General features: G+C 50.4%; 13 protein-coding genes and 1 pseudogene. 10 read left to right on the plus strand and 4 right to left on the minus strand.

Annotated elements, in window-relative coordinates; genetic code table 11:
• Positions 1-46: 46 nt before the first annotated feature.
• The 8 genes from IPN95_31785 (at position 47) to IPN95_31820 (ending at position 7,756) form a co-directional block, all read left to right on the plus strand.
• Positions 47-1,528: a hypothetical protein gene (locus tag IPN95_31785; protein ID MBK9453897.1), complete on the plus strand. Its 1,482-nt coding sequence runs from the start codon at positions 47-49 to the stop codon at positions 1,526-1,528.
• A gap of 1 nt (position 1,529) precedes the next feature.
• Positions 1,530-2,105 carry a HupE/UreJ family protein gene (locus tag IPN95_31790; GenBank protein MBK9453898.1) on the plus strand — a complete coding sequence of 192 codons (576 nt, stop codon included), beginning with the start codon at positions 1,530-1,532 and terminating at the stop codon, positions 2,103-2,105.
• Positions 2,106-2,230: 125 nt separating this feature from the next.
• On the plus strand, positions 2,231-4,537 hold the full coding sequence (locus tag IPN95_31795; protein MBK9453899.1) for a M1 family metallopeptidase: 2,307 nt from the start codon (positions 2,231-2,233) through the stop codon (positions 4,535-4,537).
• A 25-nt stretch (positions 4,538-4,562) separates the two neighbouring features.
• The gene (locus IPN95_31800) at positions 4,563-5,069 is read left to right on the plus strand and encodes a hypothetical protein (protein ID MBK9453900.1); all 507 of its coding nucleotides are present in this window, start codon (positions 4,563-4,565) and stop codon (positions 5,067-5,069) included.
• A 29-nt stretch (positions 5,070-5,098) separates the two neighbouring features.
• Positions 5,099-5,575: a hypothetical protein gene (locus tag IPN95_31805; GenBank protein ID MBK9453901.1), complete on the plus strand. Its 477-nt coding sequence runs from the start codon at positions 5,099-5,101 to the stop codon at positions 5,573-5,575.
• 78 nt (positions 5,576-5,653) lie between these two features.
• Positions 5,654-5,923, plus strand: coding sequence for a hypothetical protein (locus IPN95_31810; GenBank protein ID MBK9453902.1), 270 nt, complete (start codon positions 5,654-5,656; stop codon positions 5,921-5,923).
• Between the two features lie 103 nt (positions 5,924-6,026).
• Positions 6,027-7,388 carry an alkaline phosphatase family protein gene (locus IPN95_31815; protein ID MBK9453903.1) on the plus strand — a complete coding sequence of 454 codons (1,362 nt, stop codon included), beginning with the start codon at positions 6,027-6,029 and terminating at the stop codon, positions 7,386-7,388.
• Between the two features lie 170 nt (positions 7,389-7,558).
• A complete protein-coding gene (locus IPN95_31820; protein MBK9453904.1) occupies positions 7,559-7,756 on the plus strand; it encodes a hypothetical protein in 198 nt (65 codons plus the stop codon).
• A 48-nt stretch (positions 7,757-7,804) separates the two neighbouring features.
• On the opposite strand, the pseudogene IPN95_31825 reads toward IPN95_31820, so the two are convergent.
• Positions 7,805-8,158: pseudogene (locus IPN95_31825) on the minus strand (four helix bundle protein).
• Positions 8,159-8,179: 21 nt separating this feature from the next.
• Complete coding sequence (locus IPN95_31830) at positions 8,180-8,890, minus strand: YebC/PmpR family DNA-binding transcriptional regulator (protein MBK9453905.1); 711 nt, start codon at positions 8,888-8,890, stop codon at positions 8,180-8,182.
• A gap of 253 nt (positions 8,891-9,143) precedes the next feature.
• Here IPN95_31830 and IPN95_31835 point away from each other — a divergent pair, with 253 nt between their 5' ends.
• Complete coding sequence (locus IPN95_31835) at positions 9,144-9,956, plus strand: sterol desaturase family protein (GenBank protein ID MBK9453906.1); 813 nt, start codon at positions 9,144-9,146, stop codon at positions 9,954-9,956.
• A gap of 139 nt (positions 9,957-10,095) precedes the next feature.
• Here the strand turns inward: IPN95_31835 and IPN95_31840 are convergent, their stop codons facing one another.
• Both IPN95_31840 and IPN95_31845 read right to left on the minus strand, forming a co-directional pair.
• Complete coding sequence (locus IPN95_31840; protein MBK9453907.1) at positions 10,096-10,575, minus strand: hypothetical protein; 480 nt, start codon at positions 10,573-10,575, stop codon at positions 10,096-10,098.
• A gap of 166 nt (positions 10,576-10,741) precedes the next feature.
• On the minus strand, positions 10,742-11,647 hold the full coding sequence (locus IPN95_31845) for a hypothetical protein (protein MBK9453908.1): 906 nt from the start codon (positions 11,645-11,647) through the stop codon (positions 10,742-10,744).
• A 236-nt stretch (positions 11,648-11,883) separates the two neighbouring features.
• Between IPN95_31845 and IPN95_31850 the strand changes: the two genes are divergently transcribed.
• Complete coding sequence (locus IPN95_31850) at positions 11,884-13,404, plus strand: hypothetical protein (GenBank protein ID MBK9453909.1); 1,521 nt, start codon at positions 11,884-11,886, stop codon at positions 13,402-13,404.
• The last annotated feature ends 50 nt before the right edge of the window (positions 13,405-13,454 follow it).

The following is a 13,454-nucleotide window of genomic DNA, read 5'->3' on the forward strand; positions in this document are numbered from 1 at the left end:
ATAGTGTTATCTAAAGGGTAATGGGGTCCAAAAACAAAAGTTGAACATGAAAAAAGCATTTTCGTTCGCTATCGTGACACTGCTTTTTTTGTCAGGTTGCACTTGGGATGACTTGGGTGATGAAGCATCGGCCTATCCGCCAGAAATTGCGGCCATTGCTGTCAGTCGTTGCGCGACGAGCGGCTGCCATACGACCCAAAGTGCAGAAGCCGCTGCCGGCTTGAACCTGGAAACCTGGGAAAGCCTCTTCTTGGGTAGCAACGGCGGTTCTCCGGTCATTCCTTATTCGCCGGATCAAAGCTACTTTCTCTACGCCATCAACCGCGACACGAGCAACGGTGATCCCGCATTGCTTCCCACGATGCCGATTGGCGGCGCCTTGCTTACGGATCAGGAATATGCAACGGTGAAACAATGGATCCTCGACGGCGCCCGCAACGCCAAAGGCGAAGAACGTTTCCCCCCCATTGCCAATCGCCGCAAATGGTATGTCATCAACCAAGGCTGTGACCTCGTTGCGGTGATGGACGCCGAATCCCGTCAGGTCATGCGCTACGTATCTGTTGGAAATTCAGCTGCCGCCGAGCAACCTCACTACATCAAAACCAGCAAGGATGGCCGCTTTTGGTATGTCGTTTTCTTGGCGGCGAATCCCTATGTCGAGGTTTACAGCACGCTCACGGATGAAAAAGTCGGGCAAATCCTGATTGGAAACGGCAATTGGAACACGTTTAATGTGTCGGCAGACGGACGCTTTGCGATCGCGGTTTCCTACATTTTGACGGGAACAGGGGTCAACCAATCGGTGTTGATCGACCTCCAAAATATGGTCGTCACCGAGCCGCTCAATTTCAATTCGAAAGTACATGGTTCGGCAGCCCACCCTTTGATGCGCCGCTTTTACATCACCAATCAGGATGAAAGCAGCCTCGTGTACATCGATTATGACACTTCTGGGCGTGTGACAAGCTTCGAATCGGTGGATTTGATGCAAGGCGTGGCGCCCGTTCACCCTCACCTTTCCGGTCAATTGGGCCCCCATGAGGTGTTTTTTGTGCCAGACGGCTCCAAATACTTTGTGACCTGCCAGTATGTGCGGGAAGTGCGGGCCTACCAAACTTCGAATGACAGCCTGCTCGCGGTGATTCAAGTCGGTGACGATCCGGTCGAATTTGCGATCGCGCCACAAACAGGGCATTTGTTTGTGACCTGCCTCGAAGACATGACGACCTTCCCGGCAAACAACAAACGCGGTTCGGTAGCCATCATTGATTATCGTACCAATACCTTCGTCAAGGCAGTTTATACCGGCTTTCAACCCCATGGCATCATCGTCGACGAAGCATCCGGAATGGCTGTCGTAGCCAACCGCAACGTCGCGCCCGACGGGCCCGCACCGCATCATTCGAGCAATTGCGGCGGGCGCAATGGATACCTCACCGCCATCGATCTGCAAACGCTGGAATTGGTTCCCGGATTCAAGCCGGAGATGTCGAGCGATCCGTACGCGATTGCCTTGAAAAAATAGCATGTCGGCCTTCGAATTGTACCTCAAGCTGGGGTTTTGGCACATCACCGACTGGGCGGGTTACGACCACATGCTGTTTCTGCTGGCGCTCTGCGGAGCCTATTCCTTCGCAGAATGGCGAAAAGTAGCCTTGCTCGTGACCGCTTTCACCCTCGGTCACAGCCTCACCTTGGCCTTGACCGCCTTGGATGTGATCCGCGTCAATGCCAACCTCATCGAATTTCTCATTCCATTGACAATTTTCCTGACCGCTTTGGGCACCATTTTTTATTCCAAATCGGCCACGAAACGCTATTGGATGCTGAGTTATGGCCTCGCATTGGCCTTCGGGTTGATCCACGGCATGGGATTCAGCAACTATTTCAGGAGTCTTCTGGGAAATGCCAATGACGTCATCGCGCCGTTGCTGTACTTCAATATCGGTGTCGAAATCGGCCAATTGGCCATTGTGACAGCGATATTGTTGATTGGGTGGGTGATGCGCGGCCCCATGCGGGTGCCTCCCAATTGGTGGCGGATCGGAATTTCCGTTATGGCGGGGGTGATTGCGATCTGGCTGATGGTAGAGCGGTTGTGAATACCGCGTAAACGGCGCACTCAGCGGTTGGTGTGTGCGCGACCTTCGCGGAGAATCGCAGTTTCTTCCCCCTCCTCATCCGATAATTCCATTACTTTTGTTAAAGGATTTCCAAAGTGAATGCAATGAATTTGAAAAAATACGGGCTGATATTGGGCATGTTGATGGCGATGGTATGCGCCGAGGCCCAGGTTTTTAATGACATGTCCAAGTTCAAGCAGTTGCAGCAGGAACTGCCGACGCCCAATGCCTACCGCACGGCCTCGGGCGCGCCGGGCCATGAATACTATCAGCAAAAGGCCGACTATGCCATCGAAGTCGAGATCGATGACGACAAGCAGATTCTCCGGGGCGTCGAAACGATCACTTATTGGAACAATTCGCCGGATCCGCTGACTTATCTCTGGCTGCAACTCGATCAGAACCTGTACAGCCGCGAGAGCGAAACCAAAAAAATCCAAACGGGAACTTTGGCCGACCAAATGACGTTTGATGACCTTGCCGGCATGCACCACGACTACGATGGAGGCTTCAAACTCGATTGGATCAAGGATACCAAGGGGCAAAATCTGCCGTTTACCGTCGTGCACACGATGATGCGGATCGACTTGCCCGTGGTTTTGAAGCCCAAAACGAGTTATTCGTTTCAGATCAAATGGTGGTACAACATCAACGACCGCGACAAGGTTGGTGGCCGCAGCGGAATGGAATATTTCCCTGCCGAAAACAACTATCTCTACACCCTTGCCCACTTTTTCCCAAGAATGGCCGTTTACAATGAGGTCACGGGTTGGCAACACAAACAGTTCCTCGGCCGCGGCGAATTCACCCTGCCATTTGGCGACTACAAAGTCAAAATCACCGTGCCGGACGACCATGTAGTCGGTGCAACGGGAGTTTTGCAAAATGGCGACAAGGTCCTGACCGCAGCGCAAAGGGAGCGCCTCAACAAAGCCAAAACCGCCGATGCGCCGGTGATGATTGTCACCGAAGCCGAAGCACGCGAGGCTGAAAAAGGCAAGGCCAAAGGCAAAAAGACTTGGGAATATTTTGCCCAAAACGTGCGCGACTTTGCGTTTTCCAGTTCCCGGAAATTTATCTGGGATGCCATGCCCGTCAAATTTGGCGACCGCACCGTCATGGCCATGAGCCTCTATCCGAAGGAAGGCAATCCGCTGTGGGAAAAGTACAGCACGAAAGTGATCGCGCATACGCTCAAGATCTATTCGAAGTACACCATTGACTACCCCTACCCTGTCGCTTACTCCGTCCACACCAAAGACATCGGCATGGAATACCCGATGATGGCCTTCAACGGCGGACGCCCGGAGGCTGACGGAACCTATTCTGACAGAACGAAATACGGCATGATTTCCGTGATCATCCACGAGGTGGGGCACAACTTCTTCCCGATGATCATCAACAGCGACGAACGTCAGTGGACCTGGATGGATGAAGGCTTGAATACCTTCGTGCAATACTTGGCAGAAATGGAATGGGACCTGAACTACCCTTCGCGCCGCGGTCCTGCCTACAAGATCGTGGACTACATGAAGGGTGACAAGTCGCAGATTTCGCCGATCATGGCCAACAGCGAAAGTGTCTATCAGTTTGGCAACAACGCCTACGGCAAGCCTGCGACAGCGCTCAACATTTTGCGCGAGACCGTCATGGGCCGCGAATTGTTTGACTTTGCTTTCAAGGAATACTGCCGCCGTTGGGCCTTCCGCCACCCTTCGCCTGCCGACTTTTTCCGCACCATGGAAGATGCAAGCGCGATTGACCTGGATTGGTTTTGGAGAGGATGGTTTTACAGCACGGAGCATGTAGACCTGAGTTTGGACAATGTCAAATGGATGCGCATCAATACCGGCGATCCACAAAAGGAGGCCGCCATCACGCGGGCACAGCGCGACGCGGCCCCGGATTTTATTGGAGACACACGCAACAAAACAGCCATTCCCAAGCCGCTGATTGATCAGGACACCACGCTGCGCGACTTCTACAACCGATTTGACCCGCTCGCAGCAACGGCTCAACAAGAGGAGGATTACAAAACTTATGTGGGCCGCCTGAGTGATGACGAAAGGAAGCTCCTCAACTCCGGACTCAATTACTATGAACTGACCCTGAGCAATGTAGGCGGATTGCCAATGCCGGTCATCCTCGAATTCCAATTCGCGGATGGCAGCAAGGTTGTGGAACGTATCCCTGCCGAAATCTGGAAAATGGATCAAAAGACGGTCAGCAAGGTGTTTTTCTATCCCAAGGAGGTGACAGCGGTGCATTTGGATCCATTTCTGGAAACGGCTGACGTCGATTTCAACAACAACAATTGGCCTCCTGTGATGCAGCCGAGCCGGTTTCAGCTGTACAAAAACCGGGAACAAGTCGAGCAAAATCCGATGCGGCAAAATGGCTTGGGCAGGTAGATTGGAACGAAAGCACCGTTGGAGGGTGGTTGCTTTTCTACTCGTGGGGACTTTGCTCTTCGCGGGTCTTCGGGCCAATCCCAATGCTGTGCGGCACGATTTCCACGTGAGCATTACGCAAATCGACTACAATGCACGGTCAAAATCACTGGAAATCACCAGCAAGCTATTTTTGGACGACATTGAAGGCAGCATTCTTGCTTTGGGAGGTGGAAAGCTACGACTTGGTGAGGCTGATCAAGCGCCGAATGCAGATTCCATTCTTAACGCTTACCTTCAGAATAGAATGGTGATAGAGGTCAATGACCAACCAAGCAAAATGACTTGGATCGGCAGTGAAACCGAACAGGATGCCGTTTGGTGCTACCTTGAAATCGGGCCGATTGAACGATTGACCAGCCTCAAAATCACCAATCGGATTCTCATGGAGCGCTTTGATGACCAAGCCAATGTAGTTCATATTCAAGCCAGTGGAACTACCCGCAGTCTGTACCTCAATGCAAATCACTTGATTGATCGCGTAAGTTTGTAGACATTTGTAGTCAGATTAGTGAAAACGATATGAGAAAGTACTTATTTATTTTGTTGTTGCCAGTAATGTTTCTGGCGACTTCCCAACGTGCCGAAGCACAGTACAACAACGCCATCGGCCTTCGCCTTGGTCCATCTTGGGGAATCACCTTCAAGCACAAAATGAGCGATGCAGCCGGATTGGAGTTTCTCCTCAACAGCCACGGGGGTGGTTATCAGGTGACAGTCATGTACGAGCACCACATTCCAGTGATTACCGATGGAATGAATTTCTATATTGGCGGTGGCGGCCACATTGGGTATTATGACGGAAATTCAAAAAACAACGGATGGGACACCAACGATGAAGGAGTTTTTATCGGCGCAGACGGGATCCTTGGCTTGGAATATACCTTCAGCGAGGTTCCCATCAACTTAAGCTTGGACTGGAAACCTTCCTTTAATTTGGTCGGCAATCGCCATTTCTGGTATGACGGCGGTGCACTTTCCGTGCGCTACGCATTCTGAGAAACTTCTTCTGAGAATAGAAAAATGCTCATTCGAAACATTGCTTTGCAGTGTAGGGATGAGCATTTTGCATTGTAAATGATGGCGATGGATGTCCCGGGCAGAAATACTCCCTCCTTGTTACCGCTGGTTTATATGATCTGCGGCTTGCGGCCTGTCTATTCCATTCCGACATCGGAAGGTGGCTTGGCGGTCTATGCTTACCAATGGGAATCGGGTGAGTTTGCCTTGGACATGGGCTACCTCACGCGCCTGAGCGGATGGCCACGCGACGACGACGAGGAAGTCAGCAAGGAAGTCTTTGACGCTGCTGTGCGGGAATTGCGCTCCAAGTTGTTTTGGGAATGACCGTTTCGCTTTTCAGTATCATGGAATTTCTTCACATTCAATTCATCTGAAAAAAAGGGAATGCAACGCTGCATTCGTAAATTGCCTGAAAATTCACCCAATTATGCGTTTCCTCACTGCTTCCCTCGTTTTCCTCTGGATTTTCACCCTTGGTTTTCAGGCGAAAGCCCAGAAAAAGGCTGATCCGGCGACTTTTTTGCAAAGTGGTCCCATGGTCGGCTACAGCGAAATGCGGGAGGTGATGCTCTGGGTACAAACCAACCGCGCCTGCCAAGTCTATGTCGAGTATCAGGAAAAGGATCAGCCGGCTTCGGAAGTGTTTTTGACGAATGCCGTGATGACCAGCTCTGAAAATGCATTCACTGCCCACCTGCTTGCCGACCGCGTTTTGCCAGGAAAGACCTACGAAGGCACCCTGCGCATCAACGGCAAGAAGATCGGCCTCTCCTACCCTTTTACCTTCCATGCCCGCGATCTCTGGCAATGGCGTACCGATCCGCCGGCATTCAAAGCGATTGTCGGGAGCTGTGCCTATTTCAATGATTCCTTGTTTGACCGCCCGGGCAAGCCCTACGGCAGCGAATACGAAGTTTTTGAGGCCATCGGCAAGGACGACGGTGACTTGATGCTCTGGCTCGGCGACAACATCTACCTCAATGAAGTCGATTGGAACACCCGTACGGGTATTTACTACCGCTACACCCATGGCCGTAGCTACAAGGTTTTGCAGCCCTTGTTGGCCTCCATGTCGCATTATGCCATTTGGGACGACCACGATTACGGCCCCAACGATGCCGACCGCAGCTTCGTCCACAAAGACCTTACCTACAAGGCTTTCCAGGATTTCTGGGCGAATCCGGGTTACGGGGTCCATGGCCAAGGCGGGGTAACGTCGATGTTCACTTGGAGCGATTGTGACTTCTTTTTGCTCGACGACCGCACGTTCCGCAGTCCCAACGGCCTGAAAAGTGCACAGCGCGAAATGCTCGGCAAGGCCCAAGTCGATTGGCTGATCGATGCCCTGAAGGGAAGTCAGGCGCCCTTCAAATTTGTCTGTGTCGGGGGAATGGTCCTGAGCACAGCGGATGTCTATGAAAATTACATTCATGTGGCACCCGAAGAACGCAAGCGGCTGTTGGATGCCATTCAATTGGAGGAAATCAAGGGCGTGATCTTCCTCACAGGCGACCGCCACCATACCGAAATGAGCCTGTGGAAGCCCGCAGGCGGCTATCCGGTGTATGATCTCTGCGCTTCGCCCTTCACCTCGGGCACCTATCCTGGAGATGGCGACAAGAATACGTTGCTGATACCCGGCACCGAATATGTGGGCCACAACTACGCCACTTTGGAGGTAAGCGGTCCACGGACCGACCGCAAATTGGTGATCAGTTGCAAAGACAATGAAGGCAATCTGGTTTGGTCGCAGGAAATCACTGCAAAGTCCTTGCAAACCAAACAATAGAAAATCAGGCAGTTGCATTGCCAATTATTCATTCAAACGGTTGGAAAGCTGATTTTTTCAGCTCAAACGTGGAATTTTTCAGCAAAGGTCTTACCTTTCAAGTGAATCATCTCGCCCTCTTTTTTGCGGGATGCACTTTCAATGGTTCTACCACTCAACCTCTTACGCTTATGAAAAACATGAACGCGGTCGTACTTTTTGGCGGCCTATTGATTTTTGGTTCGTTATTGATTTATTCATTTGTTTCCGGCAGCAGTCTTTTGGCGCCCTTGGGCAAAGCCGGTGACCTCATGATCGAGCGCGTCGTCCTCGGTGTGTTCTTGGCAGCCTCCGTCGGCCTTTCCTTTTTCCTCGGAAACAGGAAGTGATAAGTGAAAAGTTATTAGTGAAAAGTGAAAAGTTGTTGAATCTCTGATTCAAGACTTTTCACTTTTCATTGTTTTGACCGTGGAAACAAGCATAGCGATGATTTCCTTGCAGTCTGCGGACAAACTCACAAACAATCGCTCATCAATATATTGGGTGTCCTTGAGTAATGAAAGCCAATAATCGGTTTCATTGGCTTCTTTGAGTGCAATGCTCATTTTTCCGCGAAAATCAGCCCTACTCTAACCAAATTCCGCTTCGCAAACCAAGGCTCCGATCGCAGTCCCACTTCGCAGGATCTGCTTTCCCAAGACAAACGCACTCCGATCCTGCTCCAAGAATTGAGAAAGCCTCACCACACGTATGGCAAAAGCATAGCTTTTTTCCTTGAGCGGACTTTTCACTTTTCACTTCTAACTTTTCACTTAAGCGATGTTGGTGTAGACTGCTTGAACGTCTTCGTCCTCTTCGATGCGGTCGATCATTTTTTCAATGTCGACAAGTTGTTCTTCCGTGAATTCGACGGCGCTGTTGGGAATACGTTGCAGGGATGACTTGGTGACTTCGAGTTTCAAGTCATCGATCGCCTTGGAGAGTGTACCAAAAGCGGTGAAGGGGCCGTAGATATAAATAGTGCCTTCTTCGGCTTCAATTTCCTCGAGGCCTGCATCGATGAGGCTGAATTCCAGCTCTTCAAGGTCGAGATTAGGCTTCTGAACCACTTCGAAGACAGCCTTGCGGGAAAAGAGGAATTCGAAGGATCCTGTGGGAACCATTCCGCCACCTGCCTTGCTGAAGTAATTTTTGACGTTGGCGACTGTACGGGTACCATTGTCCGTGGCACATTCCACGACGACCATGACGCCATGCGGGCCTTTGCCTTCGTAGACAATTTCCTTCATGTCTTCGGCATCTTTGCCGGAGGCACGTGCAATGGCGTTGTCAATGTTGTCCTTAGGCATGTTTTCAGCCTTGGCGTTCATGATGGCCGAACGCAACTTTCCGTTTGCTTCAGGGTCTGAACCGCCTTCTTTTGCTGCAATCGTGATCGCCTTGGAGAGTTTCGGGAAAATTCGGGACATTTTGTCCCAACGTTTTTCCTTGGAGGCGCGGCGATATTCAAAAGCTCTTCCCATTTTCTTGAGGTTTTGCGAACAAACTACAAATTGAAGGCGCAATACTACGAATTCTGAGGCTATCACGTCAAGCAGAAAACAGGAACTGAACAAATGTTCGGCAACAAAAGGCAGTCCAAGTCCTGCAGAAGGACATTCGCAGAGGAATCTCCCCGCAAATGATCAAAATCAAGTTTTTGATAGGAGAAATGGTTGAAAGTGACATCACATGCCACTAAATTTGCCGCGAAAGAATTATCCGAATTACAAAGTCATGCTAGAGTGGACATCCCTTTTGTCCGTGTTGGTGTTTATAGGATTGGCCATTGCGGAAGCCATTGTCAGCAAGAAGGACCAATTGGAGCTGTTTGATCCCAAGGATACACAGGCAAACATCTCCATGGGCGTCATTACCTTCGTGACCAAGATAGGTATCAACTTCTTGCAACTTGCCTTTTATACCTTTCTTTGGGAAAACGACTACGTCCTATGGAAACCGGATGTAAACATTGTCGTTTGGTACCTGATCGGTTTGCTGGTCAATGATTTTCTGTTTTATTGGTACCACCGCATCAGCCATACTACCCGCTTTTTCTGGGCGGTGCATGTTGCCCACCACAGCAGTGAAAAGCTCAACATCACCACGTCTGTGAGAGGAAACTTCCTCAACAACCTTTTTCATGGCATCTTTTGGACGCCGATGGTTTTGTTTGGGTTTGCCCCTTGGATCGTGATCACGACCGATGGTCTATCCTATTTTTACCAGGTTTGGCTGCATACCCGCATCATTCCCAAATTGGGACCCTTTGAATGGTTGATGAATACCCCTTCACACCATCGGGTTCATCACGCAAGCAATCCCAAGTACCTCGATAAAAACTACGCGGCGATCTTCATCTTTTGGGACAAGCTGTTTGGCACCTTTGAGGTCGAAGACGAACCTGTCAAATACGGTCTCACAAAACCCATCGAAACCTACAACCCATGGAAAATCGCCTTCCATGAATTCGAATCTGTCTTCAAAGCAACGGGGGAGACCAAAAGCTGGACGGGCAAGGTAAGAGAGCTGTTCAGAAAGCCTTACTGACCGATTCTCCAAAAAAATGTCCCAAGCGTTGCGCGGGAGCGGCAACCTTGGGACTTCGGGAAATGTTGAAAAAAAAACTGTTGGTAGAGTGAATTGGCAGAGGAAAAGCTGGCACTTGGGCGCCAACGGATATCATTGATTACGATACATTCAGAAGAATTGGATCAGCTTTCTCACCGAAAGCGAGTGTCCAAAATTGGGCATTGACTTGGAAGTTCCAGGTCGTCGTTGCCGTCTTACCTTCGAAGTGCCATGCGGGCTCAAAAGTTTCCAAGACAAGAAACCGTGAAACATGTTTGTCGGCATTTCCATCAGATGGCCTGACGAACGGCAGCTCCAAAACAGCGCGTAGCGAACCACTGGCGTAGGGATGCTGCCGATCATCAATGCCGATTTCAAATGCACCCTCTTGGTCGAGCGGCTCACGGGCGAGGTAGTGTTCGCCGAATCCGGCAAACTCCTTTTCCAGATCAATCTCAATCGGGATTGGACCGACTTGGATTCCGCGGCCGAGCGGAAGTGTTCCATTGTAGAGCCTCAGGTAACCCTGCGCGCCAGAAAGCGCGTAACGATCCCAGGGCAACTCGGCCAAAATACGTCCAACCACAGCATAGTGCATGTCGATAGGATTTTAGAGGGTGATTTTTGATGCTGAAAGAACGGGTGACTAATGAATGAAAAGAACGGGTGATTTTTGATTCTTTAAAGAACTGGTGACTATTGAATGAAAAGAACGGGTGATTTAGAAAAAAGAACGGGTGATATTGATTCTAGGTCATAAAGCCCTATTCAAAAGGGTTCTCAAGCGAACAGTCGCTTGGAACGCTGATACAAATTCCATTGTCATCGGTGGTTGTGATGGTGACTGAACAAATGGAAAGGTCAATGCAGTACCTTTCCTGAGAGGCACAGTCCAAGATGATCAGTTTGTCGCCATGGGTAAATGTGCAAATCGAATTGTTGGGAAAGCAAGCGAGTAACCGCAATCCGTCGGCTGCATAGTCAGAAACCATGCCGTCGGTGACCGTGACATCGGGACCTGGCGCTTCGCTTGCAGGGCAGCAGCTGTCGGGCGCCTCCGCAGCGCAATTTCCCACGACCTTAAAATTGTCGATGATCACGACAATGGTACCGGTATCGTTGGGCATGTAGCGATTTTCGCCTTGAAATGTATAGTCAATTTGCGTCAAGGCAATGAACGAAGGATCGAGTTTCCGCGATGAGACATCCACCCGAACCGTCCTTTGTGCAAACGAAAGATCAATCGGCAAGGACTCCAATTCAATCTGATTGCCCGTGCTGACACTGAGGGAACCGTTTGCCTCCCTGACAATCAGGAAACCAAGCCCGGTGGTATCTTTTAGAAGGCGCTCGCCATCTTTGAGGCTCAATACTTTGTTTTCAATGATCACGCCGAGCTTTTCGGCTTTCACGGCATCGGGCCGTCCAAACTGCGTGAAAGTGATATTGCTGCCGGCTTCTTTGAGATTCATGGCCTCCAAAACGGGTTTCCCGTCTTGCAAACGCAACCGGTAGGTGCCCGGTCCATCCAAACATTGTTCTTTGCCTCCTGCTTGGAGACAGATTTTTTCTTTGGTGAGGGTGAGACTGTCTGTAGGGGCTGCCGTCGGAGTACAGGCCGCGAAGCAGATCAAAAAGACAGCAAAGAATGAAAAATAAGTCGCTTTCATAGAGTTCTTAAAATTGGTCTTGTGGTCTTCCAGGAGGACACTACAAACCTAGCATTTGGACTTTTGAGCACAAATTCAATGTTTTTTCAAATTCAGCAATCCAAATTCACCTTTTCAATTAAAAAGCATTCATTTGATCGTATTTTTATCTTTTTAATCAGTAATTTGAATCCAATTAGACTGCAAAAATCCAGCCGAATTCGCGTTGACAAAATGGGCAATTGATTTGGAAAGCGATGGGAATCAAGGCATCAGATGATTTGTTCCAATTGGTGCGTTCGATGACGGCAGCGGAACGGCGGGCCTTTCGGTTGCTTTCCGAACGGCATTCCCGGCAAGACGGCAACAACTACATTCTGCTGTTTGACGCACTTGTCGATCAGTCGCATTACGATGAAAACGAATTGCGGGAAAAATTTGAAGGCAAGGCCTTCCTCAAAAACCTCAGTGAGGCCAAATCCTATCTCTACGATGCCATTTTAGCCGGCTTGCGGTTCACACGCGGGCCAGAATCCGCCGAAACGGAATTGCGGGAAATGCTGGACCACCTTGAAATTTTGCATGCAAAAGGATTGCCGGCCCAGGCGGAAAAGCTCTTGAAAACTGGACTTTCCAAGTCGCGCCAACTTGATCTGCATGCCTTTACGGCAGAATTTCATCGCTGGCAGCGACGCCTGAGCAAATGGCGGGGCGGCAAAACCTTGCTCCCGGAATTGGTCGAAATTGGAAAAGAGGAGGCATTGGCCATTTCGCGGTTGGCGCAGGAAGCCCATCTCCGCGATCTGATGGGCCGCATTCAAATCATCTTTTCGCAGCAAGTTGATGACCGTAACCCTGATTTGCAAGCCGAATTGGAAGCTCTGTGGGCTGATCCGGCATTGCGCGAGCCACCTGAGGAGGTCGGTTTCCATGCGAAGGTCTCCTATTATCTAGCGCATGCCTATTATCAGCGTTCGCAGGCCAAAACTCGGCTTTCCATGGAGGCTTGGCAGTCGCTTGTGGCGACCTACGAGGCCTATCCGATCCAGATCAAACGGCAACCCGACCAATACATCAATGCCCTTGTTTCGCTTCTCGACGCGCAGCTGAACAACAATGACCTTGAACGTTTTCTCACGGATCTTGACCGCCTCGTCAGTCACAAAGCCAAAGAAACCAGCCTTGTGGCGCGCATTTTTTTCCTGAAACACCACTTGATGCTGCGGTATGCGCTTATCACGGGCCACCTTGACCAAGCAATGGTGAATGCGCCAGAATTTGAAGCGGGCATGACCAAATATGGTAAGTACCTGAATGCCAGTCTCGAACTGACGTTTCTTTACAACCTTTGTGCACTCTATTTCGTTGCTGAGCGTTATCCGGAGGCGCAGCGGTACATCAACTTGGTGCTCAATCGGCCGCATTTGCCACTCCGCGAAGACATTCTGGACGCTTTGCGGTTGCTCGAAATGATCGCGCGTTACGCGCGTGGGCAGCTGGATGTGCTTACGCACTTGCACAAGTCACAAGAGCGCCGCTTGCGGCAGCAACCCAATAAACCGCTTTTCGGCCAAATAACGCATCGGTTCATCGGAAAACTGCTCGACGCAGTCGACGCCGCGGAGACACGGGCAGCCATCCTTGAAATCCACGAACAACTCCTCGCCCTCGGTCCAGAAATCAAACCTACGGGTTATGATGAACTCTGGATTTGGGTCCTGAGCCGACTGGAGAATAAAAGGATGGTCGATGTGGTGCGACAGATGGGAGTAACGTGAGCTTGCTAAGTTCAGAGATCAGAGTTTTCAGCTTGGTGATGAGTTGTTGA

The organism is Bacteroidota bacterium, from assembly GCA_016718825.1.
Lineage (GTDB): Bacteria > Bacteroidota > Bacteroidia > J057 > JADKCL01 > JADKCL01.

Excerpts from the sequence above, each read along its gene's own strand:
- IPN95_31785 (MBK9453897.1), top strand. The coding sequence starts at position 47 with ATGAAAAAAGCATTTTCGTTCGCTATCGTGACACTGCTTTTTTTGTCA.
- IPN95_31850 (MBK9453909.1), top strand. The coding sequence starts at position 11,884 with ATGGGAATCAAGGCATCAGATGATTTGTTCCAATTGGTGCGTTCGATG.
- IPN95_31805 (MBK9453901.1), top strand. The coding sequence starts at position 5,099 with ATGAGAAAGTACTTATTTATTTTGTTGTTGCCAGTAATGTTTCTGGCG.
- IPN95_31790 (MBK9453898.1), top strand. The coding sequence starts at position 1,530 with ATGTCGGCCTTCGAATTGTACCTCAAGCTGGGGTTTTGGCACATCACC.
- IPN95_31795 (MBK9453899.1), top strand. The coding sequence starts at position 2,231 with ATGAATTTGAAAAAATACGGGCTGATATTGGGCATGTTGATGGCGATG.
- IPN95_31810 (MBK9453902.1), top strand. The coding sequence starts at position 5,654 with ATGATGGCGATGGATGTCCCGGGCAGAAATACTCCCTCCTTGTTACCG.
- IPN95_31845 (MBK9453908.1), bottom strand. The coding sequence starts at position 11,647 with ATGAAAGCGACTTATTTTTCATTCTTTGCTGTCTTTTTGATCTGCTTC.
- IPN95_31840 (MBK9453907.1), bottom strand. The coding sequence starts at position 10,575 with ATGCACTATGCTGTGGTTGGACGTATTTTGGCCGAGTTGCCCTGGGAT.
- IPN95_31815 (MBK9453903.1), top strand. The coding sequence starts at position 6,027 with ATGCGTTTCCTCACTGCTTCCCTCGTTTTCCTCTGGATTTTCACCCTT.
- IPN95_31830 (MBK9453905.1), bottom strand. The coding sequence starts at position 8,890 with ATGGGAAGAGCTTTTGAATATCGCCGCGCCTCCAAGGAAAAACGTTGG.
- IPN95_31835 (MBK9453906.1), top strand. The coding sequence starts at position 9,144 with ATGCTAGAGTGGACATCCCTTTTGTCCGTGTTGGTGTTTATAGGATTG.
- IPN95_31820 (MBK9453904.1), top strand. The coding sequence starts at position 7,559 with ATGAAAAACATGAACGCGGTCGTACTTTTTGGCGGCCTATTGATTTTT.